Raw genomic sequence first — 24,757 nt, forward strand, 5'->3', positions numbered from 1 at the left:
CCAAATCGCCGACGCCTCGTTGTCGGGCGAGAGGAGACTGCGATGAAAAAGCGCTCAATCCTGCTGCTTATGGCAGCTCTGACTGTTGCGGGTTGCGACAACAATATCCAGCCGACCAAGGCCCCTGGCGACACGGTCGATCAGAACCCGCAGGTCGACAAGAATCCGGTGCCGAAGTCGACGACCGGCGGCGATCAGCCCGGCACGCCGCCGAAACAATGACCGCCTCAAATGGCGTCGGCGCCGGTCAAGGAAGGTGGCCGGCGCCGCTTGGGAGGAAGCTGATGGCGCCGGCCAGGCGGAGATCAGGCCCGCCGCACATCCAAGGATAGCCGAGTCTTTCCGCAGCGTCATGGTCGATAGCGTACAGACGGCACGCCCCTGTGGACAAACCTGCCGGCCACAGCAGCGTTTGTTCATCACATAGTTCGTTCTTCCCATGGAACAAACCAAGCTGCTGCGTGTTTGGATGTCGATCGGACGCTCCCAAGGCCGCCGTTCACGAAAGAGCCCGCTCTCCTTGTCCCCCCTCAGGATAGCGGGTTCTTTTTGCGTCTTGCGGGAAGTCGCGGCGCGGCCGCTGACTTGCTTGCCGGTTTTCGCGGCTTATGCGGCGAACTGGGGCTCAAGCCCTTGCGAAGCATGGTTGTCCCGTGCAAAAGCCCGGCCATGCTGATCATCAACGACCTTTCGCTCCGTATGGCCGGACGCCTGCTTCTCGACCATGCCTCGCTGACCTTGCCGGCCGGCAGCAAGGCTGGCCTTGTCGGCCGCAACGGCACCGGCAAGACGACCCTGTTCAAGGCGATCACCGGCGACCTCGCCTCCGAGACCGGCTCGATCAGCCTGCCCAAGAACACGCGCATCGGCCAGGTCGCGCAGGAAGCGCCGGGCACCGAGGAGCCGCTGATCGAGATCGTGCTCAAGGCCGACCTTGAGCGGAGTGCACTGCTCGAAGAGGAAAAGACGGCGACCGATCCGCACCGCATCGCCGACATCCACATGCGGCTGGCCGATATCGATGCGCACTCGGCCGAGTCACGCGCGGCCACCATTCTCGCCGGCCTCGGCTTCGACGATGCCGCGCAGCGGCGCCCGGCCTCGTCCTTCTCCGGCGGCTGGCGCATGCGCGTCGCGCTGGCCGCGGTGCTGTTTGCCGAGCCCGACCTTCTGCTGCTCGACGAGCCGACCAACTATCTCGACCTCGAAGGCACGCTGTGGCTGGAAAACTACGTGTCGAAATACCCGCACACCGTGCTGCTGATTTCGCACGATCGCGACCTGCTCAACCGCGCCGTCAACTCGATCGTCCATCTCGACCAGAAGAAGCTGACCTTCTGGCGCGGCGGCTACGACCAGTTCGAGCGCCAATACACCGAGCAGCGCGAATTGCAGGAGAAGGGCCGCGTCAAGCAGGAAGCCGCGCGCAAGCACATGGAATCCTTCGTCGAGCGTTTCCGCGCCAAGGCGTCGAAGGCGAGGCAGGCGCAGTCGCGCATCAAGGCGTTGGAGAAGATGAAGCCGATCGCCGCGATCGTGAACGACACGGTGCGACCGTTCTCCTTTCCGGAGCCGGTGAAGTCGGTGGCCTCGCCGATCATTGCGCTGAACAACGTCAACGTCGGCTACACCGAGGGCGAGCCGATCCTGAAGAAGATGACGCTGCGCATCGATGCCGACGACCGCATCGCGCTGCTCGGCGCCAACGGCAACGGCAAGTCGACTTTCGCCAAGCTTTTGGCCAGCCGGCTGAAGCCGGAGACCGGCAGCATGACGGTGGCGCCCGGGCTCAAGGTAGCAATCTTCGCCCAGCACCAACTCGACGACCTCAGGCCGGACGAAAACGCCTATGAGCATGTCCGCCGGCTGATGCCGGAAGCGCCGGAATCGAAGGTGCGCGGTCGCGTCGCCCAGTTCGGCCTGACCACCGAAAAGATGAACACCGCAGCCAAGGACCTGTCCGGCGGCGAGAAGGCGCGGCTGCTGATGGGACTGTCGGCCTTCGAGGGGCCGAACCTGTTCATTCTCGACGAGCCGACCAACCATCTCGACATCGACAGTCGTGAATCGCTGATCCACGCGCTGAACGATTTTCCCGGCGCGGTCATCCTGATCTCGCACGACCGCCATCTGCTCGAAGCGACCGCCGACCGGCTGTGGCTGGTCAAGGACGGCGCGGTTAACCCGTATGACGGCGACCTCGAGGATTACAAGACGCTGGTCACCGGCGTCTCCGGCGACCGCCGCGGCAAGCGCGAGGCGGATAAAGCGTCGAAGGCCGACCGCCGCCGCGATGCAGCCGCGCGCCGCGCCGCCTTCGAGCCGCTGGCCAAGGAAATCCGCGCCACCGAAGCGCTGATGGACCGCCTCCGCAAGCGCATCGACCTGATTGAGGACGAACTCACCAATCCGGCCGTCTACGAAAAGGACCCCTCGACCGCGACAAGGCTGGCCAAGGAGCGCTCACAACTTGCGCAACAGCTGGCCGGCCATGAGGAGAAATGGCTGTCGATGTCAGCGGAGTACGAGGAAGGCACGGCGGAGTAGGACGATGTCGACAAAACTTTGGATCGAAGCTGCCAAGGTTTTGGTTGTCAATTCCCAAGCTGTCGTAAAATGCCCTGAGTGTGGAGACGGCAATCTGCTGGTCATCGACGCCGGAGCCGGATCATCGCATGTCGAGCGCTACATACATTGCCCGAAATGCGGCGCCTACAACGCCTTGCTCAAGCGCATTGATGGCGGGTAACTGGCCCTACACGCCGCCGCCATAAACGACTAGTTTGCTCCCATGAATCAGCACGCGAAGCTCAGAATCGGCCATTCGGCCTGTCCGCATGATTGCCCGTCGACCTGCGCGCTCGAGGTCGAGTTGCTCGACGCCAGGCGCATTGGCCGCGTCCATGGCGCCAAGGCCAACAGCTATACGGCCGGCGTCATCTGCGCCAAGGTCGCCCGTTACGCCGATCGCGTCCATCATCCCGACCGCCTGCTGAAGCCGCTGGTGCGGGCCGGCGCCAAGGGCGACGGCGCCTGGAAGGAAGCGAGCTGGGAGGCGGCGCTCGATCTGGTCGCTGAAAAATTCATCGCGGCGGAGGCAAAATACGGCTCGGAGACGGTCTGGCCCTATTACTATGCCGGCACGATGGGGCTGGTGCAGCGCGACGGCATAGAGCGGCTCAGGCACGCCAAAAAATACTCCGGCTTCTTCGGTTCGATCTGCACCAATCTGGCCTGGACCGGCTGGATGATGGGCGCCGGCGCGCTGCGCGGCCCCGACCCGCGCGAAATGGCAAAGTCCGACTGCGTGGTGATCTGGGGCACCAACGCCGTGGTCACGCAGGTCAACGTCATGACCCACGCCATCAAGGCGCGCAAGGAACGCTGCGCCAAGATCGTCGTCATCGACGTCTACGAAAATGCAACGATGAAGCAGGCCGATCTCGGCCTGGTGCTGAAGCCCGGCACAGACGGCGCGCTGGCCTGCGCGGTGATGCACGTGCTGTTCCGTGACGACATGGCCGACCGCGCCTATCTGGAACAATACACCGACGATCCGCACGGTCTGGAAGCGCATCTCAGCACAAAGACGCCGCAATGGGCCGCTGATATCACCGGGCTTTCCGTCGACGAAATCGAGACCTTCGCCCGTCTCGTCGGCACGACGAAGAAGACCTACTTCCGCCTCGGCTACGGTTTTTCGCGGCAGCGCAACGGTTCGGTCAACATGCACGCCGCGGCCTCGATCGCGGCGGTTACCGGCTGCTGGCAATATGAGGGCGGCGGCGCCTTCCATTCCAATTCGGGCATCTTCAAGCTCAACCAGGAACTGCTCGAAGGCACACGGATGCGCGACCCCGCGATCCGTCATCTCGATCATTCGCGGATCGGCCCGGTGCTGACCGGGGCTGAGGATGCGCTCTATGGCGGCCCGCCGGTGACGGCGCTGCTGATCCAGAACACCAATCCGGTCAATGTCGCGCCGGAGCAGCGGCTGGTGAAGCAAGGTTTTCTGCGCGACGATCTGTTTTCCTGCGTGCACGAGCAGTTCATGACCGACACCGCCAAGCTCGCCGATGTGGTCCTGCCGGCGACGATGTTTCTCGAGCATGACGACGTCTACAAGGGTGGCGGCAACCAGCACATCACACTCGGGCCGAAGCTGATCGACCCGCCGGAAGGCCCGCGCACCAACCATTTCGTCATCGAGGAGCTCGGCAAGAGGCTCGGTGTCGCCGACCGTCCGGGCTTCGGCATGACCGAGCAGCAGCATATCGATATCATCCTGGGCAAGCGCGGGCTGGGCAGCTTTTCGAGCCTGGAAGAGCAGAAATGGGTCGATTTGCAGCCGGATTTCGAGGCCGCGCATTTCCTCGACGGCTTCGGCCATGCCGACAAGAAGTTCCATTTTCGCGCCGACTGGACGGGCCAGGCCGCACCCAACCGCCCACCGAAAAGCATGGGCCTGTTCGGGCCGGTGGCGAGCCTGCCGGAATTCCCCGACCATGTCGACCTGATCGAAGTGGCGGACGAGGCGCACCCGTTCCGGCTGACCACCTCGCCGGCGCGCAATTTCCTCAATTCGACCTTTGCCGAAACGCCGGTATCGCAGGCAAAAGAGCGCCGGCCGGAGCTGCTCTTGCATCCCGATGATGCGGCGGCACTCGGCGTCGCCGACGGCGGCCGTGTCGAGGTCGGCAACCAGCGTGGCGAGGTGGTGCTGCACGCAAAGCTGTTCGACGGCATCAAGCGCGGCGTCGTCGTCGCCGAAGGCATCTGGCCCAACAGCGCCCATGAGCGCGGCGAGGGCATCAACGTGCTGACCGGCGCCGATGCGCCGGCGCCCTATGGCGGCGCGGCCTTCCACGACAACAAGGTCTGGCTGCGCCCGGCGGATTGAGCGTCGGAACGATATCTCCATCCGGCCGTTTTCGCGTGGCGGGTGGAGGCATTGTCATGGCAGAAGTGTTGCCGGCGCCGGATCCTATCGGAAGGACACTGTCGTCCGGCGAACTCGTAACCACAATGTCCCACTTTCATCGCGCCGAGATTGCGCGCATGGCTGGGTGGCGTGACCGCCTGGACCGGACGAGCAACTGGGCGATAACCGTTGTCGCGGCCATGCTGTCCGTTTCGCTTTCGACAGCCAGCGCTCACCATGGCGTGCTGCTGTTTGCCATGCTGCTTGTTCTGCTGCTGCTGTGGATAGAGGCCCGCCGATATCGCTTCTTCGACTTCTATCGGGCTCGCGTGCGCCAGTTCGAACGGCACTATTTCGCGCAGATATTCTCGCCGCAGCCGGACTTCGCGTCCGATTGGCTGTTGATCGTCGGCGAGAGCCTGCGCGCGCCGAAATTCCTGATTTCGCAACGCGTGGCTTTGGCGCGCCGCCTGCGTCGCAATTACATTTACATGCTGCTGATTCTGCTGCTGGCCTGGATCCTCAAACTGTCGACCCCCAGTCTTCTGACCGAAGGCGTCCGCATCGGCTTCGTCGGGTCGATGCGTGGGGCCGTCACCAGTGCTGCCCTGGGTCCCGTTCCTGGTGGCGCCATCGTCGTGCTGGTCGCCGTCCTCTATGCAGGCCTGCTGATGACAGCCTTTCTGACAGAGAGCGACGACGGCGAACTCTCCTTCGGTGACGTCCACGTCTAGCAACGCAACGCCGTGTCGCGCGTTGTTGGACACGTGCATTGGGCGATGGGGGTTTCATGGCTTGGCAGGCTCCGACACGTTCCAGCCTGACACTGCTGGTTTGCGCTTTCGTCCCCGCGGGCGCGGCCTGGGCAGCGGAGACGCTCGTTGCCGGTACCCGGGCCTCCGGCATGGGTGGTTCGGGCGAAGGCGCTTTCGTCGCCGAGATCGTGCTTCTGCTGCTTGTCGGGCGCGGCCTGGGCGAAGTGCTGCAGCGTTATGGCCAGCCGGCAATCATGGGCCAACTGATCGGCGGCATCCTGCTCGGTCCTTCGCTGTTCGGCTGGCTGTGGCCGTCGGCCCAGCACCTGATCTTTCCCAGTGATCCTGCGCAAAAGGGCATGATCGACGCCGTCTCGCAGCTCGGCATCCTGATGCTGCTTTTGCTGACCGGCATGGAGACGGACCTGCGGCTGGTGCGCCGGGTTGGCGCGGCCTGTTTTTCCATTTCGGCTACCGGCGTCGTGGTGCCCTTCATCTTCGGTTTCGCGCTGGCGCAGTTCCTGCCGGACGCATTGCTGGCTGAGCCCACGCAGCGCACCGTTGCCGGGCTGTTCCTGGGCACCGCGCTGTCGATCTCGTCGGTCAAGGTCGTCGCCATGGTGGTGCGCGAGATGAACTTCATGCGCCGCAACCTCGGACAGGTGATTATTTCCTCGGCAATCATCGAGGACACGATCGGCTGGCTGGTCATCGCCGTAACCTTCGGCATCGCCACCAATGGCAAGCTACAGTTCGCGCCGCTGGTGACCACCATCGCCGCGGTGGCACTGTTCATGGTGTTCTCCTTCACCATTGGCCGCCGTCTTGTCTTCACCTTGATCCGCTGGACCAACGATCAATTCCGCAGCGAGTTTGCGGTGATCACCATGATCCTCATCATCATGGGAGCGATGGCGCTGATCACCAATCTGATAGGCGTCCATACCGTTCTGGGGGCGTTCGTCGCCGGCATCCTTGTTGGTGAATCACCCATCCTCTCCAGCCATATCGAAGGCCAGCTGCGCGGCGTCATCACCGCGCTGTTCATGCCGATCTTCTTCGGCATGGCGGGGCTTTCCGCCGATCTCACAGTGCTCGCCGATCCGACCCTTGCCATGCTGACGGGCGCTCTCGTGGTCATCGCCAGCATCGGCAAGTTTGGCGGCGCCTTCATCGGCGCCAAGCTCGCCGCCATGTCGTTCAAGGAAGCAATCGCCGTCGGCAGTGCCATGAACGCACGCGGCTCGACCGAGGTGATCGTCGCCAGCATCGGCCTGTCGATGAACATCCTGTCGCACAATCTCTTCACCATGATCGTGACCATGGCCGTGATCACCACCTTGGCCATGCCGCCGATGCTGCGCTGGGCGCTCGGCCGGCTGCCGGTTGGGCACGACGAGCAGCAGCGTGTCGAGCGCGAGGCGTTGGACGAATACGGCTTCATTTCCAGGCTGGAGCGGCTGCTGGTGCTGGTCGACGACAGCAGGATCGGCAAGTTCACTGCATATCTCGCCGGACTGGTCGGCGGAGGCAGCGGCATGCCCACCACCTTGCTTCGCCTGCCCACCACCTTGCTTCAGCCGAAAGACGGCCGAGTTGACAGGCCGACCGACAGCAAGGGACAGGAGCGCGCCCTGCAGGAAATCAAGAAGGGTGCAAAAAAGAGCGCTCAGGCGGTGAAACGGATCGAAGATACGCTTGTCGACAAAGTCCACCTGACGGCCCGCACCGAATTGGAGGCCACGGGTGAGACGATCGCCGAAGAGGCCCGCAAGGGATACGGCCTGTTGCTGGTCGGCCTGGACAATGTGCTGACCGCCGATGGCGCCTTCGCGCCGGCCCTCAACGACATTGCCGCAGGATTTGACGGCCCGCTTTGCCTGGTCCTGAACGGCGGCAATGCTGGCGAAAAGATGCCGACGCTGAGGGCCGGCACCAGCATTCTCGTCCCCGTCAACGGTACCCAGGTGGCGCGTCGCGCCGCCGACTTGGCGCTGGCGCTGGCCCGTCCAAACCGGGCGCGGATCAAGGTTCTCTACGTCTCGCAAAAGGCAGCCAAGGGCCGCAGGTCGACATCGGTGTCGCATAGCCGCGAAGAGGCCGTCCTGAAAGACATCGCTGATCTGGCGGGCCGCTACGGCCTGCATATCGACACAGCGTTCCATACCCGCGTCACACCCGACAAGGCGATCACCCGGGAGGCGGCCAAAGGAGCGGCGATCGTCGTGATGGGCGTCACCCAACGTCCGGGTGAGGACCTGTTCTTCGGTGAAACCGCCGGCGCTGTTTTAGCCGCCTGCAACTGCCCGGTCGTGCTTCTGGCCAGCGCGCGGCCCAAGCACGACGCCGCTGGCGCTGAGCTGGCAGCGTGAATTTCACCGCGCATTGATCGGTCGGCAGGAATGTCGATCGAGCCTCTGAAAGCGCTGATCAGCCAAGCGTAAAAGAACTCGAACCGAACGGCTCGGTTCCGTTAGCAGAGAGTACAGGAAAGGGTGAACGCCGGCTCAAAGAATGTTCGCGCGGCAAATCACCACTGACCGCATAACTAATTGAAAAGAAATCAGAAGATTGTGGCAGAAGGGACCTTATGCCGGATTTTCAAGCGGCCAATTTGGCGCACCGGCACAAAATTTTCGTGATTGGCAACGACAGACTTGCCGACCCATCTCGGGGTGGTCCGAGCGACGCGAATTCCTCCCGAGGCACGCCACTTGACGGACAGACCAAAGAACTACCGGAGTACCGAAATGACCAAGCTCGCTCTTACCGCCGCCGCCATCCTCGTTGCCACCGGCACTGCTTTTGCCGGCAGCGACCATTATGGCTCGGACAACGTCAACCAGCCGGCCGCTGCTGCTGCTGCCAACGTCGACAACACCTTCACCGGTTCGATCCGCAAGCCGGTTACTTCCGAGCATACCGGTGCCAAGATAACCTCCGAGTCGCTGGCGCCTGAATCCGGCCAAGGCATCTGGGGCCGCTGATTATCACGGCCCGCAACACAAAGAGCGGCGGGCTTGGCCCGCTACTCTTGCTTTCGCGTATCAACGGGCGTGTGCGCCGAATAGCATCCTGCGCCAATCGAATACTTTGATCTGCAGGTTTCATCTGTAGCCACAATCTCGGTTGCTGAAATCGTCCAGCAACGTGCACATCGGAAAAGGCCGGGTGCGTATTCGTCGGCGCGGACAGCGCTCTCATCTCGAATGCGTCGAAAGCAACGACAACTCACGAATGACCAGTACATTGGAGTACCTGAAATGACCAAGACTGCTCTTACCGTCGCCACCATCGTCCTCGTCGCCACGGGCAGCGCCTTTGCAGGCAGTGATCACTATGGTTCGGACGGCGTCAACCAACCGGCCGCGCCTGTTGGCAACGCGCCTGTCGGCACCATCGACAGCGGGTTTACCGGTTCCATCCGCAAGCCGCTGACGGCCGAGCACAACGCCGTCGACACCGAGGCGACGACCCGGTTCGGCGCGGAGCAACCCATAGTGCCCCAATCTGGCCGGGGCAACTGGGGCCGATAGTTCCTCAAACCCCGGAGCACGAAGAGCGGCGGGCTTGGCCCGCCGCTTTTGTTTGTGCGAAGCCGGGTTTGGTCAAAGGTCGGCGGTCCCCCGGCCTGTCAGGCAGTCCCTAGCGAAGATCCTTCGGCCAAATGCAGTGCGTCAGCCGGGCGCTGCCGAAGGTGAGACCGGCCCAATCGCCATCGACGTCGAACCGAGCCAGGGCCGCGGTGGGGTATTTTTCCGCCAGTTTTTTCAGCGCCGCTTCATCAGATCCAGCCCCGGCAAGACCGCGCGCGAACTCCTCCAACCCGGGATTGTGGCCAAGCACCAGCAGCGTTCCGGTCCCCGCCTTCACTTGCCGCACCTTGGCGAGGATGTCCGCCGCCGCTGCCTCGTAAAGCGCCTGGGCAAATTTGGCCTGCACCTTCGCCGGCAATTCCGCCGAGACCAGCCGCCACGTGTCGCGGGTGCGCAGCGCCGGCGACACCAGCGCCAACTCCGGCAGCCAGCCGCGCCGGGCCAGTTCGCGGCCGACCAGCGGCGCTGCCTTCAGCCCGCGCGCGGACAGCGGCCGGTCGAAGTCGATGAGGTTGGGATCGTCCCAACTCGACTTGGCGTGACGCAGGAGCAGCAGTTGCTTCATGGATTCAACTCAAGTCCAAGGGATGTCGGGCTGAAAGTCTTTCCCATAGCCGCCGCCATGTTTTGTGCCCATGGCGGTATCAAAACTCGCCCAAAGCGCACCAAAGATGAACAGGCCTACATGCCGTTCATCTTTATCTCATCTGACCAAAATGTCTGCTTCAGTGATGGCCCAATCGCCCGATCGAACGTGAATTGCATCGACGACGGGACCTACTCGTCCGTCCTCGATCCGACAGAGATAAAAATATGCCGTGGCACTTTTCGGATCGTCCGCCTCGTCGTACTCGAAGACGCCGGCGAGATCACGCTTTGTCCGGATCGCGCTGTCGAAAACGTCCATTTGCTTGTCCGCAATCTATCAAAACAATGCCGAGACATCGCGTGCGCCATGCACGACGCGGACGATTTCGACCCGCTGTTCGGCCAGGCGATAAAGCACGAGATAATTGCCGATCGTCAACGCTCGCGCATCGGCAGCGATGTCGGGCCTCTTGGGACCGGATTCCGGGAATGTGCCCAATTGCACGATGCGCTCGGCAATAGCATCCAAAAAGCGGTCCGCGGCAAGCGGGTTGTCCCTTGCAATGCCAAACCAAATATCGATCAGGTCGTCTTCTGCCGCCGGGCTGCGGACAATGCGGATGTCAGCCATTCCGCCGGTTTTTGCTGGTGTTGCCCAACCGGCTGCGGGCTTTGTGTTTTATGTCCTCGATGTCGAACGGCGCAAACGGACCGCTCTCCAGCCCTTCCGTCCAGGCTTTCCGCAACCGCTCCGCTTCGGCCTCGCGCAAGGGCTGGCGAAGCCGCCATTCGCGCAGTGCCTCGCGGATCACTTCACTTGCCGAACCGTACTGCCCGCTGGCCACCGCGCCTTTGACCATGTCCAGCAGTTCCGGGGAAAGCGCTACGCTGACTTTTTCGACTGTCGCCATCAAGCCGTCTCCTCACGAAAACGGTAGCAAAATTTGCTACCAAATTCAAGAACTGACTCTTACGGCGTTATCCGCGCCAGGTGCTCGAGATCGGTCTCTTCGCGCATCGGGTCGGGCGCGATCACCACCGACGTGGCGTTGTCGGCATCGTCGGCGAAGCGCGAAAACACCGTGCGGCCGCCTTCCATTCGCGCCTTGCCTTCGGCGACCAGCCCCAGCGCCAGCGGATAGAGCTGGTGCTCGGCCTTGAGCACGCGCGCGGCCAGCGTGTCCTCATTGTCGCCGACCATCACCGGCACGGCGGCCTGGGCGATGATCGGCCCGTCATCCATGTCGAGCGTGACGAAATGCACCGTGCAGCCATGGATGCGCATGCCTGCGCGGAGGGCCCGCGCATGCGTATCCAGCCCCTTGAAGGCAGGCAGCAGGGCAGGGTGGATATTGATCATGCGGCCCTGCCACTTCTCTACGAAGCGCGCGCCGAGGATGCGCATATAGCCGGCCAGCGCGACGATCTCGGCGCCGAACGACAAGAGGGCCGCATCGATCGCCTCGTCATGCGCTTGCTTGCTGGCATAGTCGGAGCGCGAAATCACTCTGGTGGCGATGCCGCGCGCCGCGGCGATGCCAAGGCCGGCGGCATTGGCGCGGTCGGAGATGACGCCGACGATCTCGGCCGGATAGGCCGGGTTGCTCGCCGCCGCAACCAGCGCCGTCATGTTGGAGCCGCGCCCCGAGATCAGTACGACCGTCCGTTTCCTGGTCATAGGCCAATCGAGCCCCGATAGATGACGCCGGCATCGCGGCGCGGCACGATCTGGCCGATCGGCGTCACCGTCTCGCCGGCCTCCTGCAGAACGGCAGCGACCTGCGCCGCCTGGCCGGAGGCGACGACCAGGATCATGCCGATGCCGCAATTGAAGGTCCGCATCATCTCTTCCGGCGCGACGCCGCCGGTCTTGGCCAGCCATGAGAACACCGGCGGTACCTCGATGGCGCCGAGATCGAGCTCGGCCGAAAAATCCTTGGGCAGAACGCGCGGGATATTTTCGGGAAAGCCGCCGCCGGTGATATGGGCCAGCGCCTTGATGCCATGCGTGTTGCGGATCGCCTTGAGGATCGACTTGACGTAGATGCGCGTCGGCTCGAGCAGCGCCTCGGCCAGCGTCGCCTCGTCATTGAACGGCGCCGGATCGCCCCAGCCAAGGCCGCTTACCGCGACGATGCGGCGGACCAGCGAAAAGCCGTTCGAATGCAGGCCCGAGGAGGCAAGGCCGAGCAGCACGTCGCCTTCGACGATGTCGTCGGTCGGCAGCAGCTGGCCGCGTTCGGCGGCACCGACGGCAAAGCCGGCAAGGTCATAATCCTTGTCGTGATACATGCCGGGCATTTCCGCCGTCTCGCCGCCGATCAGCGCGCAACCGGCCTGCCGGCAGCCCTCGGCGATGCCGCCGACGATCGAAGCACCCTGCTCGGGATCGAGCTTGCCGGTGGCGAAATAGTCGAGGAAGAACAGCGGCTCGGCGCCCTGCACGACGATGTCGTTGACGCACATGGCGACCAGGTCGATGCCAATCGTGTCATGCTTGCCGGCGTCGATGGCGATCTTCAGCTTGGTGCCGACGCCGTCATTGGCGGCGACCAGCACCGGATCGATGAAGCCGGCTGCCTTGAGGTCGAACAGGCCGCCGAAGCCGCCGATCTCGCCATCGGCGCCCGGCCGGCGGGTGGCGCGCACCAGCGGCTTGATCTTCTCGACCATGAGGTTGCCGGCATCGATGTCGACGCCCGCTTCGGCATAGGTGAGCCCGTTCTTGCGCTTGCTCATTTCCGGCGCCTGCTCATCTGTTGCGCTTGCCTGTCGCTGTTTTCACTCGCGTGCGGGCTCTTCGCATGAACGGTTTTGCCCCGCAAGGCAAGCGCGCGATTAATGGTGTTTTCAGTTGGATGCCGCGGGAACCGGGCATGATACACTCCAACAGTAAAAAGAAATCCCTGCCAGAATTGCGGCGAGGCCACCGACGGTGGCAAGAGACCTGATCTCACCGTCGAAGGGCTGAGTTCCATACGAGAAGCCGGCGGCGAGCAAAGCCGCCGCGGCAGCCCACAGACCTGGATTTACAACGACCGACCGCGCGAACAGGAACGCCACGACCGCAGCCGTCAGCCAGACGGGCCAAAAGACGACCACGCCCACGGCCAGCTCAAGAGCGAAGGCCCACAGGAGATCTTGCGTCGCCACCTTGCGGTGCGGGGCTCCGAAAAATGCGAAGACCAAAAGACTTTCTGTCAGTCCGGCCAGATAACAAAGCGTTACTCGCCAAGCGATTGTGATTCTCTGCGCCATCGTCATTCAGCAGTGGGGAAATAGGCTGTCGCTTCACGGGCTCTTCGCATGAACGGCCGCACCTCGCAAGGATGACGGCGGGATCAGACGGTCTTGGCTCGACAAAGGAGTGGACAGTCGCCCAAGCTGCCCCCCTTATGGACGCCTCTCTCGTTCCGCCAGAACCATGTCGACGCGGTCGAGTTGTGCCTTGGCGTAGCCGCTCAGCGCTATTCCGCCATTGTTCGTTCGAATCCAGTGCACAGCCTGCTTTACCCGCTCGTAGTGCCCAAGTTCGATTTCGCAGGCAATCAGCGCGAGGAATTCGAACTGCGAAGGGCTGTGTGAATTCGTAAGGTTTGTCGAGCAACTCGCTATGTCCGGCGACGTAACTGGCGAGGTCCGGGTTCTGAGCGCTGATCCGTCGCGCCAGCTCGACATATTTCCCCAGCAACCTGTCTATGCTCGTCTGGTCAAGGTGCTCGAAGTAACGAGCATAAGCTTTCAGCTCATTGTTAAATATCGTTTCAGGATGAAACTGCGACAGTCCGGGCCAGATCCATTTTTTGCCGTACAGCCTTTCAAGCAACGGCCTGACGGTAAGAAAGTCCAGGTAAACGAGCATGTTCAAATGAACATCGCCATAGCTTGCAGTAAAGGCCTCTTCGAGAATCAGGCTGATATCGTCGCCCCGGTCGACTTCGAAGACGCCTTTCCGGATGCGGCGAAAGCCATGTCCCGTCATGAATGTATCGAGATACTTACGCGCTTCGCCAACGGCCAAAGACAAGGTTCCACTCCCTCTCTGTTGCGCATCGTGCCTTGCTAGCGGCCTATTAGTCCATCCACAGCGCGCCTTGTTTCCTAACGGCCAAAGGATAGCGCGCTTCGGGCTCGCTTCCATTTGGTTAGTTCAACGCTGGCTATTCTTCACGCACCTCTGCGTTGATTGCAAATTGCGCGGCGAAAGCCCGGATATAAGCCGGCCGAGCTTCCCCGCGCGCTACATAGGCAGCCAAGTTTTGATATTCGTCCAAAATGCCTGACATTCTTAGTCGCAGCAGCACCGATACCATCAATAAATCGCCTGCGCTGAACGTATCATCGAGCCAGTCGGCGACGCCCAAGTGGGCCGAGAGTTTGTCCAGCCGAGCGCGAACACGGTCCTTTACCAACGGCAAGCGCTCCTCGCTCCAAGGCTTGTCACGTTCGAATATTCTTGCCGTCGTTAATTCGAGGATCGGCGGCTCGACGGTGTTAAGTGCGGCAAACATCCACGTGATCGCACGCGCGCGGGCATTGCGATCCTTCGGCAGCAATCCCGCATGCTGCTCAGCAAGGTGAAAGACGATCGAGCCGGTTTCGAACAGCGAGAGAGAACCTTCCTCATAGGTGGGGATCTGGCCGAAGGGATGGATGGCCAGATGGCCAGGCGCCTTCATTTCTGCGAAGGAAACAAGACGAACCTCATACGGCTGCCCCACTTCTTCGAGCGCCCAGCGAACGCGCGTATCGCGCGCCAGTCCCTTGCCGCCATCGGGCGATCGTTCAAATGCTGTGATAGTGATTGTCATCGCGTCCGTTTCCTTGCTGGGCGAATTCCTCGGCTTGCTATCGTGAGACGAATGAGCCTCCCCGAAATCGACATCGGTCTTGACCTATTTCATTGCTGGCGCGCTCGTGGGGGATTGGCAGCTTCTGTGTCGCTTCTCACTTGCCGTAACCCTCCATCTCCATCATGTATCGGCAAACAAGAGCGACGGGATATGCGTTTGACCATCCCCAACATGATCACGATCATGCGCTTCGTGCTGGTGCCGGCCGTGGTGCTGGCCATGCTGCAGGACCGCTGGGACTGGGCCTTTGCGGGCTTCCTCATTGCCGGCATTTCCGACGGCGTCGACGGCTTCATCGCCCGCCATTTCAACCAGTTTTCCAGGCTCGGCGCCTATCTCGATCCGATGGCCGACAAGCTGCTGCTGGTCTCGGTTTTCGTGGTCCTGGGCTTCAGCGGCGAACTGCCGCTGTGGCTGGTCGTTACCGTGGTGTCGCGCGACGCACTGATCGTCTGCGCCGTGCTTTTATCCACCGTCATGGCGCATCCGGTCGAGATGAAGCCGCTCCTGGTGTCGAAGGCCAACACCGCGATCCAGATCGTGCTGGCGGCAGTGGTGTTGGGCGAACTCGCCTTCGACATCCGTCTCGATCCGCTGAGGCCGGCCCTCATATTGCTGTCCGGGGTCTTGACCGTGGCTTCGGCCGCGGCCTATCTCGTGGCTTGGCTGAGGCATATGAGCGGCTATGGCGAAGGCTCCACACCCGGCACCTGAACACGGGGCACCTGACCACCGGGCACCCGAACACCGGGCACCTGACGAACGGTCCATCGACGCCGAGGCCGAAGCCGCGGCAGCGGAGGCTGCGGCGTCGGCGTCGTTTCGCCGCCAGATACGCTTCTGGCTGATCAGCGCCATCATCCTCGCCGTCTTCCTCTATGTCTTCAGCGGCATCCTTCTGCCGTTCGTCGCCGGCATGGTGCTCGCCTATTTCCTCGACCCTGTCGCCGACCGGCTGGAGCGGCTTGGCCTGTCCAGGCTGATGGCGACGGTGGTCATCCTCATCGCCTTTATCGTCGTCCTGGTGCTGGCCTTCGTCATCCTGGTTCCGGTGCTCGCCTCGCAGATGGCTGATTTCGCCAGCAAGCTGCCGGACTATCTGACCCGGCTGCAGGGCCTGATCACCAGCTTCGACCCGAAATGGCTGGAAGAGAAATTCGGCGTCGACGCCAACGGCCTGCGCGAAGGCCTGAACTCGCTGCTGACCTCCGGCTTCGGCCTCCTGACCACTGTGTTCACCTCGATCTGGAGCTCCGGCGTGGCGCTGGTCTCGGTGGTCAGCCTGTTCGTGGTGACGCCGGTCGTCGCCTTCTACATGCTGCTCGACTGGGACCGTATGGTGGCAATCGTCGACAGCTGGGTGCCGCGCGACTATGTCAAGACCGTCAGGACGATCGCCAGGGACATCAACACGGCGACCGCCGGCTTCGTGCGCGGCCAGGGCACGCTGTGCCTGGTGCTGGGCGCCATGTATGCCACCGGCCTGACACTGACGGGCCTGAATTTCGGCATCCTCATCGGTCTGTTCGCCGGGCTGATCTCCTTCATCCCCTATGTCGGCTCGCTGACCGGCCTGGTGCTGGCCGTCGGCGTCGCCTTCGTCCAGTTCTGGCCGGACTGGACCATGATCGCAGCGGTGGCCGGTGTGTTCTTCGTCGGCCAGTTCATCGAGGGCAACATCCTGCAGCCAAGGCTGGTCGGCAAAAGCGTTGGCCTGCATCCGGTATGGCTGATGTTTGCGCTGTTTGCCTTCGGCGCGCTGTTCGGCTTCGTCGGCCTGCTGATCGCCGTTCCGGCTTCCGCCGCCGTTGCCGTTCTGGTGCGCTTCGCCATCGCCCGCTATCTCGAATCGCCGCTCTACAAGGGCCACGCCGACGAGCCGGTGCCGCCGCTGCAGGTGCGCCGCCGCGGGGGCGCGCGCGGTTGAGCCAGATGCCGGACAAGATCGATCCGCCGCGTCAATTGCCGCTCGATCTAGGCCACGGCACCGGCTATTCGCGCGACGAGCTCGTCGTCTCCAGCACCAACAGCCAGGCGGCGGCGCTTGTCGACCGCTGGCCGGACTGGCCGTCGCCGGTCGTTGTGCTGGCCGGGCCGGCCGGCTCGGGGAAAACCCATCTGGCCTCGATCTGGCGGACCCGCGCCGACGCGGTGAAAGTGGAGGCCGGCCGCATCGGCGACTGCATCGAAAATCTCGGCGCGCATCCGGCCCTGATCGACGATGTCGATGCCGGCCCGATCGATGAGCACGGCCTCTTCCACCTGATCAACGCGGTGCGCGGCGCCGGCTCGAGCTTGCTGTTGACGGCGCGGCGCTTCCCGTCCGCCTGGGGCGTCAGGCTGCCCGACCTGGCGTCGCGGCTGAAGGCGGCGGCGACCGTCGAGATCCACGAACCCGACGATCTTCTGCTGGCCGGCGTCATCACAAAGCTGTTCGCCGACCGCCAGGTCGAGGTCGAGCCGCATGTCGTGCAATATCTGGTGCGCCGCATCGAGCGCTCGCTGGCCACTGCCATGCGGGTGGTCGAACGGCTCGACCGCACCGCGCTCGAGCGCAAGACGCCGATCACCCGCGCGCTCGCCGCCGAGACCGTCAGCGCCATGGATGAAGGGCAGGGCGAGTTCGAGATTTGACGATTCCAGTTCCGCCACTGTCCCATTTCGAGAACAAAACCTGGCATCTGTCTTGCACCTGACAGCTTGCCGGCTAATCCCGGTCCTGATTGCGTATCAAATCAGGTAGTAGGCTCGCCGGGAGATGGGTGGTTGGGGTTCTCGCCCGGCGAGCTTGCCTTTGGCAGCATCGAATCGATAGCGCCATTGCGCGGCTGGCCTCAGCTCTCTCCGCCTGCAATCACCGCTCGTTCCGTGCCAAAGCGCTTGCGATAGTCGCCGGGTACCAGGCCGGTTATCCTGGCGAATACTTTGCGGAACGAGCCGGGATCGTCATAGCCGATCTCCCAGGCGATCTGGTCGATCGACCGCATCGTAGTTTCCAGCATCTCGCGCGCCTTGCCGACGCGCAGGTGCTGACAATATTCGGTCGGCTTGAGGCCGGTGGCGCTGCGGAAGCGCCGCAGAAAAGTCCGCTCCTCCAGCCCGGCATGCTCTGCCATAGCGCCAAGCGTCACGTCGCGGGCGCCGTTCGCCTGCAGCCAGTGCTGCACCTTGAGAATCGCTTCATCGCCATGGGTCAGTCGCGGCGCAAACGGACTGTAAAAACGTTGCTCGCGGCCCGGCGGGTCGACCAGCATGAAACGCGCCGTGTCCATCATCACGGTTGACCCGAGCACCCTGTCCACGAGCTTGAGGCCGAGGTCGGTCCAGGCCATGTAGCCGCCGGCGGTGATGATATCGGCATCGTCGATGACCAGCCTGTCGGCGTCGAGCAGGATGTCTGGAAAGCGCAGCGCCAGCGCGTCGCGATAAGCCCAGTGCGTCGTCGCCGCACGGCCGGACAACAGGCCGGTTTCGGCAAGCACGAAAGCGCCGGCACAGACCGAACCGAGTGTCGCGCCTGCCGCATGACGGTCCCTGAGCCAGCCGGCATAGGGCGCGGCTGCTTCCCGAGCGATCGGATCTCCCAAGGTCGGCGGGAGGATAACCATGGCTGGTTCATTGTCGGCGCCGGGGTCGCTGTCGAAGGTGCGGACTACGGTGTGGCCCGCGTCCTCCAATTGCCAATGACTGACGCGAAGCCTCGCCGCCTCGGGCGACCGCTCGACAGCCAGCCGGTTTGCCAGCATGAAAAGATCGGTCAGGCCGAGCACGGCTGCTTCCTGCACGCCGGGATACAAGACAAGGCCGATTTCGATCAGATCACGCGCAGCCGTCATTTGTCAGTTTTGCCACGTTGATTGTCCGTTTTGCCAATGCTCACCCTGGCCGCACTGTTATAATTTGTCTAGCTGAAGGGGGCTAAAAGCTTCCCTGTTACCCCCCGACTTTTCCATCAAGGAGTAGGACGATGAGCACATTCACCACCCATGACGGCGCCGAGATTTTCTACAAGGATTGGGGCAAGGGCCAGCCGATCGTGTTCCATCACGGCTGGCCGCTGAGCTCAGACGATTGGGACAACCAGATGCTGTTCTTCCTCGAAAAGGGCTACCGCGTCATCGCCCATGACCGCCGCGGCCACGGCCGCTCGTCGCAGACCGCGACCGGCAACGAGATGGACACCTACGCCGCCGATGTTGCGGCGCTGGCGGAGCATCTCGATCTCAGGGATGCGATCCACATCGGCCACTCGACCGGTGGCGGCGAGGTGGCGCGTTACGTCGCGCTTTATGGCGGCGGCGGCCGTGTTGCCAAGGCGGTGCTGATCGGCGCCGTGCCGCCGATTATGGTCAAGACCGACAGCAATCCGGGTGGCCTGCCGATCGAGGTCTTCGACGGCTTTCGCGCCGCTTTGGTCGCCAACCGCGCCCAGTTCTACAGGGACGTGCCGGCCGGCCCGTTCTATGGCTTCAACCGCGCCGGCGCCAAGGTCTCGCCAGGGGCTGTCGACAATTGGTGGCGCCAGGGCATGATGGGTGGAGCCAAGGCCCATTACGATTGCATCAAGGCGTTCTCGGAGACCGACTTCACCGATGACCTCAGGAAGATCGAGGCCCCCGTCCTGATCATGCATGGCGACGACGACCAGATCGTGCCGATTGCCGACTCCGCGCTGCTTGCGGCCAAGCTGGTGAAACATGGCACGCTCAAGGTCTACAAAGGCCTGCCGCACGGCATGTGCACCACCCATCCGGAGATCATCAATCCGGATCTGCTGGCCTTCATCCAGGGCTGACGGCTGGAGCCTCTGACGGGCAGCGCGGAGATCCGTGCTGTCCGTCGGTCGCTTGAGCATGCCGATAGGTTCAAGCGTGATCCGCTTGCGCTGCCGACGAGATTTCGCGTGATGAATGGTCGGAGTGGAGAGATTCGAACTCCCGACCCTCTGGTCCCAAACCAGATGCGCTACCAGGCTGCGCTACACTCCGAACGGTCTGTTGCCTAGTGATTTCGGCCCACCAAAGCAAGCGCAAAAACCATCGGCCTTGCTGCCGGCGGCATTGCGCAGTAATGACGGGTGAGTGCATGACCCGGGAATAGTAGTCTGGTTTCGAGGTCGTGTGCTTGCAACCAGCAATGAGGTGGTCATGTCAGCCCGCATTTTCAGCCCAGCCAAAACCGCGATGCAGTCCGGCAAGGCCAAGACCGGCCATTGGGTGCTGGAATTCGATCCGGAGCAGCGCAAGAAGATCGATCCGCTGATGGGCTACACCACGTCCGGCGACATGCGAAGCCAGATCAGGCTGACCTTCGACACCAGGGAAGAGGCGGTTGCCTATGCCGAGAAGGAAGGGCTGGCTTTCCGCGTCGAGGAGCCGAAGGAAATCAAACGCCGCCAGATTTCCTATGCGGAGAATTTCCGCTATGACCGCAGGACACCCTGGACGCATTGATCCTATGCCGGCCCTGCCGGCGCCCAACAAATCAGCCGGTCGTGCGGCCGGCCAGCGGTCCCGTAGCTCAGCTGGATAGAGCACCGGCCTTCTAAGCCGATGGTCACAGGTTCGAATCCTGTCGGGATCGCCAATAATTTCAGGGTCCATTCCGGACAGGTTCACTCGCCAGTCGCACAGGATTTCCAACACATGACAGCGATGGGCGCGGCGGCACTGCTGATCCTTGTCCTGACCTATGCCGGCGTCGCAATCGGCAGGATACCCGGGCTGCGCCTCGACCGGGCAGGCATCGCGCTGCTCGGCGGTGCGGCGATGATCGCCATCGGCGCGCTCGACATGGAAGACGCCTACCGCGCCATCAGCTTCGACACCATCACGCTTCTGCTCGGCATGATGATCGTCGTGGCGCATCTGAAAGTGTCGGGCGCCTTTCGCGCGCTCGGTGGGTTCGCCATCGAGCACGCCCATGCGCCATTCATGCTGCTGGTGATGGTGACGCTGTTGACCGGCGTCCTCTCGGCGTTCCTGGTCAACGACGCCATCTGCCTGGTCATGGCGCCGATTGTCGTCCATGTCACCCGCGTCATCAACCGCAACCCGGTTCCCTACTTGATCGCCACGGCGACCGCATCCAATTGCGGCAGTGTCGCGACCATCACCGGCAATCCGCAGAATATGGTCATCGGCGCGCTGTCGCGGATTTCCTACCCGGCCTTTTCGGCGGCGCTGGCGCCGGTCGCGGCGTTCGGCCTCGTCGCCGTCATCGTCATCATCCGCATCGTCTACCGCGCCGAATTTTCGCGCAAGGCCGAGCTCAGCCCCGAAGTCTATCGCGGCCGCATGCTGCCGGGGCAGGTGGTGAAGGCGGTGGTCGTCTGTGTCGGTTTGGCGATCGCCTTCTTCGCCGGCGTTCCAGTCGCCAAGGCAGCGCTGATCGGCGGCGCCATTCTTCTTTTGACCCGCGCCATCAAACCTGAGCGCATCTATCGCGAGATTGATGGGCCGCTGCTGTTCATGTTCGCCGGGCTGTTCATCGTCGTCGCCGGGGCGGAGAAGACGCTGCTGACGCCCGACATCGTCGCCTCGGCAAAGGACCTCGGGCTGAATGATGTCTGGCGGCTGTCCGGCTTCACCGCAGTGCTATCCAACATCATGAGCAATGTCCCGGCCGTGCTGGCGCTGAAGCCGTTCGTGCCCGGACTGGAAAACCCCGAGCGGGCCTGGCTGGTCGTCGCCATGAGCTCGACGCTGGCCGGCAATTTCACGCTGCTCGGCTCGGTCGCCAATCTGATCGTTGCCGAGCACGCGCGGGTCTCCGGCAAACCGCTGGGCTTCATCGCCTTCTTCAAGGTCGGCCTGCCGTTGACGCTGGTCACGCTTCTTGTAGGGACGGCATGGCTGGCAGCCTAAAAGCGCGTCGCATTAGACCGGCCTCATGCGACGCGCTTTAGGCTCTTTTTTATGCATGTCGTTATCGCAAAACCGCTGCACACCTTTGCGCGGCATGCATCAGCCAGTCAGGGCGATGTCACCGTCAGATGGCCTCTCATGTTGGGATGGAAGCGGCAGAAATAATCGACCGATTCCGCCTTCTTCACCGTCAGGCTCGCCGCCTTCTTCGGCGGGATCATCACTTCCCAGGCGCCGTTGACGGTTGCCGTGTGGGCGAACACGTCCTTGTTTACCCACCTGATCGTGTCGCCGACCTTCGCCTCGATCTTTGCCGGCGAAAACACAAGCTTCTCGATCGTCACCTCGATGGTTTCGGCCTTGGCCGGCGCGGCACCCATGGCCAATGCCAGCGCAACCCACAGATGCCGCCTCGACATCATTGGCCCAATCCTCACTTCAGCATGCCGGCGACGTGTTCGGCGTGCTGTTCGTGGCCCTGGAATATTTTCAGGCCGGTTTCCAGCAGGCTTTTCAGCTCGGCATTGCTGGCCGACGGAATCAACAGTGTTTCGAGCGCGCCATTGACCTGCTTGTGATAGGCCACCTCGCTGGCGACATAGGCCTTGTCGAACGCCGCACCCTTGAGCTTGGCAAGCTTGGCACGTTCCTCGGCCGCTGCCTTGGTCAGCGCCTTGCTGGTCGGATTATCCTCAGGCGTGACCTTGAGCTTCTTGACCAGGTCGAGAGCCTGTTTGTTGACCGCCTCGTGATCTCGCACCATGTCCTTGGCGAAATCCACGACCTCCTTGTTCTTCGATTTCTTCAGCGCCTGCTTGGCCGCCTCGACGTCAAGCACGCCTGCTGTGTAGGCGATATGTGCGATCTGCGGATCGGTCGGTTTGTCGGCAGCTTGCGACAAGGGCGCTGCGCTAAGCAGGAAAAATGCGGCCAGTGCCGTGGTCGATCGAATAAACATGATGCTCTCCTTCGCCCCGACGCGGAACTGCATCGGGCTTCGTTTTCAGTGATGCTCATTGGATGCAGGTCGCCGCCAAACGTTCCCGCGAAAATCGGCGCGGCCTATCCGGAAAGACCAAGCCGCTGCATCACGGCATTGGTCAGCCGTTCGCAGCGCCGGCCCGCGAAGGGAAAGGCGTCGAGCAGCACCGGGCCGATCTGGTCGTCCAGCGCCTTGCGCACCAGCGCGCGGGCGCGGTGCAGCCGGGTCTTGATGGTTTCTGGTCGCACGCCAAGCAGTTCGGCGGTTTCCTCGATGCTCAATCCCTCGATGACGCGCGCCACGAACACCATCCGGTAGACATCGGGAAGACTGTCGGTTGCCCGTTCGACAAGCTCAAGGATCTGCCGTTGCGCCATCGTCCGCTCCGGATCGTCGCTCGGGTTGAGGGGAAACCGGATGATTTCGGCTTGCGGGTTTTCAGGCATCGCTACCATTCGCCGCCTTTTGCGCAAGCGGCCGAGCGCTTCGTTGATGACGATACGCGATAGCCACGTGGCGAGCGAGGCATCGCCGCGAAAGGCCTCGAGATGGGCAAAGGCGCTGACATAGGCCTCCTGGACGATGTCCTCGGCCTCGCTGTCGTTACGCACGACGCCTCGGGCGATGCGGTAGAGCCTTTGGTTGTGCGTCTTGATGATGGTGCGGAATGCATCGCCATCACGTGCCAGCGCGCGGCCGACAAGCTGCATGTCACCGGAAGCGGCGGGCGTTGCCGTCAACGCAGCAGGCATGGCCGATCTCCTGATAGGCTTCTCATCGGACATTGGATGAATCGGCCGACAAAAGGTTCCCGACCAATCCGCTGGCCGGCCTCGATCCGTTTCAAGCGCCGGCAGAGGCTATTCTAACGCCTCCACCACACCGGCGTCTCTATTTTGTAGACGCCGTGTCATCGGCTGATCGGTCGCCATGACATCGCTCAGGATCGCAATTTTTCCAGGCTGTTACGCCGATTTCCTGACTCAGTCTGGAAAGGTGCTGGCTCAGGCCTCAGCGGCCGCCGCCAGCCCGCGCGCCAGGTCGGCCTTCAAATCCCCGACATCCTCAAGCCCGATCTGCAGGCGCACCAGCGGCCCGTCATACGGGCCCTTGGCGATGGTGCGGTCGCCAAGGAATACCGGCACGGCAAGGCTCTCATAGCCGCCCCAGGAATAGCCGAGGCCGAAAAACTTCAACGCGTCGAGGAAGGCGTGCTGCTGCTTTTGTCCACCGCCCGCAAGAACGATCGAGAAGATGCCGCTCGATCCGCAAAAGTCGCGCTTCCAAAGATCATGGTCGGGATGGCTGGGCAGCGCCGGATACAGCACCTGCGCCACGCCCGGCTGGCCCTCCAGCCAGCCGGCGAGGGCAAGCGCGCTCTTTTGATGGTGCTCCAGCCGCACGCCCATGGTGCGCAGGCCGCGCAGCACCTGGTAGACGTCGTCCGGCCCCGCGCAGCAGCCCATCGTGTTGAACGTCTCGCAAAGCTGCTTCCAGCAGTCCGCATTGGCCGACACGGTGCCGAGCAGCACGTCGGAATGGCCGGCCGGGTATTTCGTCGCCGCGTGGATCGAGATGTCGACGCCGTGGTCGAGCGGGCGAAAGTAGAGCGGCGTCGCCCAGGTGTTGTCCATCATGACGATGGCGCCGACGGCGTGTGCTGCCTTGGCGATGGCCGGTATGTCCTGCACCTCGAAGGTGTTGGAGGCCGGCGATTCGGTGAGTACCACCTTGGTGTTGGGCCTGAGCAGCGCCGCAATGCCGGCGCCGATGCGGGGCTCGTAATATTCGACCTCGATGCCCAGCCGCTTCAGCATCGTGTCGGCGAAATTGCGGGTCGGATGATACACGGAATCGACGATCAGCAGATGATCGCCGGCCGACAGGAAGGCGAGCAGCGGCAGCACCACGGCCGCCAGGCCGGACGGCACCGCGACCGTGCCGGCGGAGCCTTCCAGCGCATCGATGGCGCTGGTCAGCGCATCGGTGGTCGGGGTGCCGCGCGTGCCGTAGGTGTATTTCTGGCTGCGCGCCGCCATTGTCGCGGCATTGGGATAGAGCACGGTCGAGGCATGCACGACCGGCGGATTGACGAAGCCGAAATAGTCATGCGGGTTGTTGCCGGAATGGGCGAGCCGCGTGTTGATGCCCATCTCGCTGCCGTCTTTTGCCATTGCTTTTTATCCCATGAGTAAG

Annotated in this window: 28 protein-coding genes and 2 tRNA genes; 16 read left to right on the plus strand and 14 right to left on the minus strand. The window is 62.8% G+C overall.

Annotation, left to right across the window (positions count from 1 at the left end; translation table 11 throughout):
* Positions 1 to 42 precede the first annotated feature (42 nt).
* The 8 genes from NKI24_RS03580 (at position 43) to NKI24_RS03615 (ending at position 9,212) form a co-directional block, all read left to right on the plus strand.
* On the plus strand, positions 43 to 222 hold the full coding sequence (locus tag NKI24_RS03580) for a hypothetical protein (protein WP_023677659.1): 180 nt from the start codon (positions 43 to 45) through the stop codon (positions 220 to 222).
* Between the two features lie 447 nt (positions 223 to 669).
* Complete coding sequence (locus NKI24_RS03585) at positions 670 to 2,547, plus strand: ABC-F family ATP-binding cassette domain-containing protein (protein ID WP_352743382.1); 1,878 nt, start codon at positions 670 to 672, stop codon at positions 2,545 to 2,547.
* Positions 2,548 to 2,551: 4 nt separating this feature from the next.
* Positions 2,552 to 2,749, plus strand: a complete 198-nt coding sequence (locus tag NKI24_RS03590) for a hypothetical protein (RefSeq protein WP_352743384.1) — start codon at positions 2,552 to 2,554, stop codon at positions 2,747 to 2,749.
* Positions 2,750 to 2,791: 42 nt separating this feature from the next.
* Complete coding sequence (locus NKI24_RS03595; protein ID WP_352743385.1) at positions 2,792 to 4,900, plus strand: molybdopterin-containing oxidoreductase family protein; 2,109 nt, start codon at positions 2,792 to 2,794, stop codon at positions 4,898 to 4,900.
* A gap of 56 nt (positions 4,901 to 4,956) precedes the next feature.
* A complete protein-coding gene (locus NKI24_RS03600; protein WP_352743386.1) occupies positions 4,957 to 5,655 on the plus strand; it encodes a DUF2270 domain-containing protein in 699 nt (232 codons plus the stop codon).
* Positions 5,656 to 5,825: 170 nt separating this feature from the next.
* Positions 5,826 to 8,048 (plus strand): cation:proton antiporter domain-containing protein, encoded by a 2,223-nt coding sequence (locus tag NKI24_RS03605; RefSeq protein ID WP_502901428.1) that lies wholly within the window; start codon positions 5,826 to 5,828, stop codon positions 8,046 to 8,048.
* Positions 8,049 to 8,426: 378 nt separating this feature from the next.
* Positions 8,427 to 8,663, plus strand: coding sequence for a DUF680 domain-containing protein (locus NKI24_RS03610; RefSeq protein ID WP_352743390.1), 237 nt, complete (start codon positions 8,427 to 8,429; stop codon positions 8,661 to 8,663).
* A 276-nt stretch (positions 8,664 to 8,939) separates the two neighbouring features.
* Positions 8,940 to 9,212 carry a DUF680 domain-containing protein gene (locus tag NKI24_RS03615; RefSeq protein WP_352743392.1) on the plus strand — a complete coding sequence of 91 codons (273 nt, stop codon included), beginning with the start codon at positions 8,940 to 8,942 and terminating at the stop codon, positions 9,210 to 9,212.
* A gap of 109 nt (positions 9,213 to 9,321) precedes the next feature.
* Here the strand turns inward: NKI24_RS03615 and NKI24_RS03620 are convergent, their stop codons facing one another.
* The 7 genes from NKI24_RS03620 to NKI24_RS03650 all read right to left on the minus strand — a co-directional run bounded on the left by NKI24_RS03620 (position 9,322) and on the right by NKI24_RS03650 (position 13,118).
* Positions 9,322 to 9,837, minus strand: a complete 516-nt coding sequence (locus NKI24_RS03620; protein ID WP_352743394.1) for a SixA phosphatase family protein — start codon at positions 9,835 to 9,837, stop codon at positions 9,322 to 9,324.
* A gap of 138 nt (positions 9,838 to 9,975) precedes the next feature.
* A complete protein-coding gene (locus NKI24_RS03625; RefSeq protein ID WP_352743396.1) occupies positions 9,976 to 10,179 on the minus strand; it encodes a hypothetical protein in 204 nt (67 codons plus the stop codon).
* Between the two features lie 18 nt (positions 10,180 to 10,197).
* Positions 10,198 to 10,491, minus strand: coding sequence for a type II toxin-antitoxin system RelE/ParE family toxin (locus NKI24_RS03630; protein WP_352743398.1), 294 nt, complete (start codon positions 10,489 to 10,491; stop codon positions 10,198 to 10,200).
* On the minus strand, positions 10,484 to 10,771 hold the full coding sequence (locus tag NKI24_RS03635; protein WP_352743400.1) for a type II toxin-antitoxin system ParD family antitoxin: 288 nt from the start codon (positions 10,769 to 10,771) through the stop codon (positions 10,484 to 10,486). Before NKI24_RS03635 ends, NKI24_RS03630 begins: the two co-directional genes overlap by 8 nt.
* A 59-nt stretch (positions 10,772 to 10,830) precedes the next feature.
* Positions 10,831 to 11,538, minus strand: a complete 708-nt coding sequence (gene purN / locus NKI24_RS03640) for a phosphoribosylglycinamide formyltransferase (protein ID WP_352743402.1) — start codon at positions 11,536 to 11,538, stop codon at positions 10,831 to 10,833.
* Positions 11,535 to 12,599 (minus strand): phosphoribosylformylglycinamidine cyclo-ligase, encoded by a 1,065-nt coding sequence (gene purM, locus NKI24_RS03645; RefSeq protein WP_352743404.1) that lies wholly within the window; start codon positions 12,597 to 12,599, stop codon positions 11,535 to 11,537. The genes purN and purM overlap by 4 nt, the downstream gene beginning before the upstream one ends.
* Positions 12,600 to 12,710: 111 nt before the next feature.
* Positions 12,711 to 13,118, minus strand: a complete 408-nt coding sequence (locus NKI24_RS03650) for a hypothetical protein (RefSeq protein ID WP_352743406.1) — start codon at positions 13,116 to 13,118, stop codon at positions 12,711 to 12,713.
* 355 nt (positions 13,119 to 13,473) lie between these two features.
* Between NKI24_RS03650 and NKI24_RS03655 the strand changes: the two genes are divergently transcribed.
* On the plus strand, positions 13,474 to 13,926 hold the full coding sequence (locus NKI24_RS03655) for a hypothetical protein (protein ID WP_352743408.1): 453 nt from the start codon (positions 13,474 to 13,476) through the stop codon (positions 13,924 to 13,926).
* 94 nt (positions 13,927 to 14,020) lie between these two features.
* Here the strand turns inward: NKI24_RS03655 and NKI24_RS03660 are convergent, their stop codons facing one another.
* Positions 14,021 to 14,671, minus strand: a complete 651-nt coding sequence (locus NKI24_RS03660; protein WP_352452979.1) for a glutathione S-transferase family protein — start codon at positions 14,669 to 14,671, stop codon at positions 14,021 to 14,023.
* A gap of 198 nt (positions 14,672 to 14,869) precedes the next feature.
* On the opposite strand from NKI24_RS03660, the gene NKI24_RS03665 reads away from it, so the two are divergent.
* Genes NKI24_RS03665 through hdaA form a run of 3 tightly spaced genes read left to right on the plus strand, consistent with a single transcriptional unit; the run spans position 14,870 to position 17,347 of the window.
* Entirely contained in the window at positions 14,870 to 15,427 is a 558-nt protein-coding gene (locus tag NKI24_RS03665) for a CDP-alcohol phosphatidyltransferase family protein (RefSeq protein WP_352743497.1), read from the plus strand.
* Positions 15,399 to 16,640 carry an AI-2E family transporter gene (locus NKI24_RS03670; protein ID WP_352743410.1) on the plus strand — a complete coding sequence of 414 codons (1,242 nt, stop codon included), beginning with the start codon at positions 15,399 to 15,401 and terminating at the stop codon, positions 16,638 to 16,640. Before NKI24_RS03665 ends, NKI24_RS03670 begins: the two co-directional genes overlap by 29 nt.
* Positions 16,641 to 16,645: 5 nt before the next feature.
* A complete protein-coding gene (gene hdaA / locus NKI24_RS03675) occupies positions 16,646 to 17,347 on the plus strand; it encodes a DnaA regulatory inactivator HdaA (RefSeq protein ID WP_352472673.1) in 702 nt (233 codons plus the stop codon).
* A gap of 200 nt (positions 17,348 to 17,547) precedes the next feature.
* On the opposite strand, the gene NKI24_RS03680 is transcribed toward hdaA, so the two are convergent.
* Complete coding sequence (locus tag NKI24_RS03680; protein WP_352743412.1) at positions 17,548 to 18,549, minus strand: GlxA family transcriptional regulator; 1,002 nt, start codon at positions 18,547 to 18,549, stop codon at positions 17,548 to 17,550.
* 131 nt (positions 18,550 to 18,680) lie between these two features.
* On the opposite strand from NKI24_RS03680, the gene NKI24_RS03685 reads away from it, so the two are divergent.
* Complete coding sequence (locus NKI24_RS03685; RefSeq protein ID WP_352743414.1) at positions 18,681 to 19,508, plus strand: alpha/beta fold hydrolase; 828 nt, start codon at positions 18,681 to 18,683, stop codon at positions 19,506 to 19,508.
* Positions 19,509 to 19,624: 116 nt separating this feature from the next.
* On the opposite strand, the gene NKI24_RS03690 is transcribed toward NKI24_RS03685, so the two are convergent.
* Positions 19,625 to 19,701 (minus strand) — tRNA-Pro (locus tag NKI24_RS03690).
* 159 nt (positions 19,702 to 19,860) lie between these two features.
* On the opposite strand from NKI24_RS03690, the gene NKI24_RS03695 reads away from it, so the two are divergent.
* The 3 genes from NKI24_RS03695 to NKI24_RS03705 all read left to right on the plus strand — a co-directional run bounded on the left by NKI24_RS03695 (position 19,861) and on the right by NKI24_RS03705 (position 21,579).
* Entirely contained in the window at positions 19,861 to 20,166 is a 306-nt protein-coding gene (locus NKI24_RS03695; RefSeq protein ID WP_352479279.1) for an ETC complex I subunit, read from the plus strand.
* Positions 20,167 to 20,222: 56 nt separating this feature from the next.
* Positions 20,223 to 20,299: transfer RNA gene (locus tag NKI24_RS03700), tRNA-Arg, on the plus strand.
* A 59-nt stretch (positions 20,300 to 20,358) separates the two neighbouring features.
* Positions 20,359 to 21,579 (plus strand): anion transporter, encoded by a 1,221-nt coding sequence (locus NKI24_RS03705; protein WP_352743416.1) that lies wholly within the window; start codon positions 20,359 to 20,361, stop codon positions 21,577 to 21,579.
* A gap of 107 nt (positions 21,580 to 21,686) precedes the next feature.
* Here the strand turns inward: NKI24_RS03705 and NKI24_RS03710 are convergent, their stop codons facing one another.
* The 4 genes from NKI24_RS03710 to NKI24_RS03725 all read right to left on the minus strand — a co-directional run bounded on the left by NKI24_RS03710 (position 21,687) and on the right by NKI24_RS03725 (position 24,735).
* Complete coding sequence (locus tag NKI24_RS03710; protein ID WP_352743500.1) at positions 21,687 to 21,998, minus strand: cupredoxin domain-containing protein; 312 nt, start codon at positions 21,996 to 21,998, stop codon at positions 21,687 to 21,689.
* Between the two features lie 14 nt (positions 21,999 to 22,012).
* Positions 22,013 to 22,537, minus strand: a complete 525-nt coding sequence (locus tag NKI24_RS03715; RefSeq protein ID WP_352615724.1) for a DUF4142 domain-containing protein — start codon at positions 22,535 to 22,537, stop codon at positions 22,013 to 22,015.
* A 104-nt stretch (positions 22,538 to 22,641) separates the two neighbouring features.
* Positions 22,642 to 23,313, minus strand: coding sequence for an RNA polymerase sigma factor (locus NKI24_RS03720; RefSeq protein WP_023677637.1), 672 nt, complete (start codon positions 23,311 to 23,313; stop codon positions 22,642 to 22,644).
* 252 nt (positions 23,314 to 23,565) lie between these two features.
* Positions 23,566 to 24,735, minus strand: a complete 1,170-nt coding sequence (locus tag NKI24_RS03725; RefSeq protein WP_352743417.1) for a cystathionine beta-lyase — start codon at positions 24,733 to 24,735, stop codon at positions 23,566 to 23,568.
* Between the last annotated feature and the right edge of the window lie 22 nt (positions 24,736 to 24,757).

Source organism: Mesorhizobium sp. M0701, assembly GCF_040320365.1.
Taxonomy (GTDB): Bacteria; Pseudomonadota; Alphaproteobacteria; order Rhizobiales; family Rhizobiaceae; genus Mesorhizobium.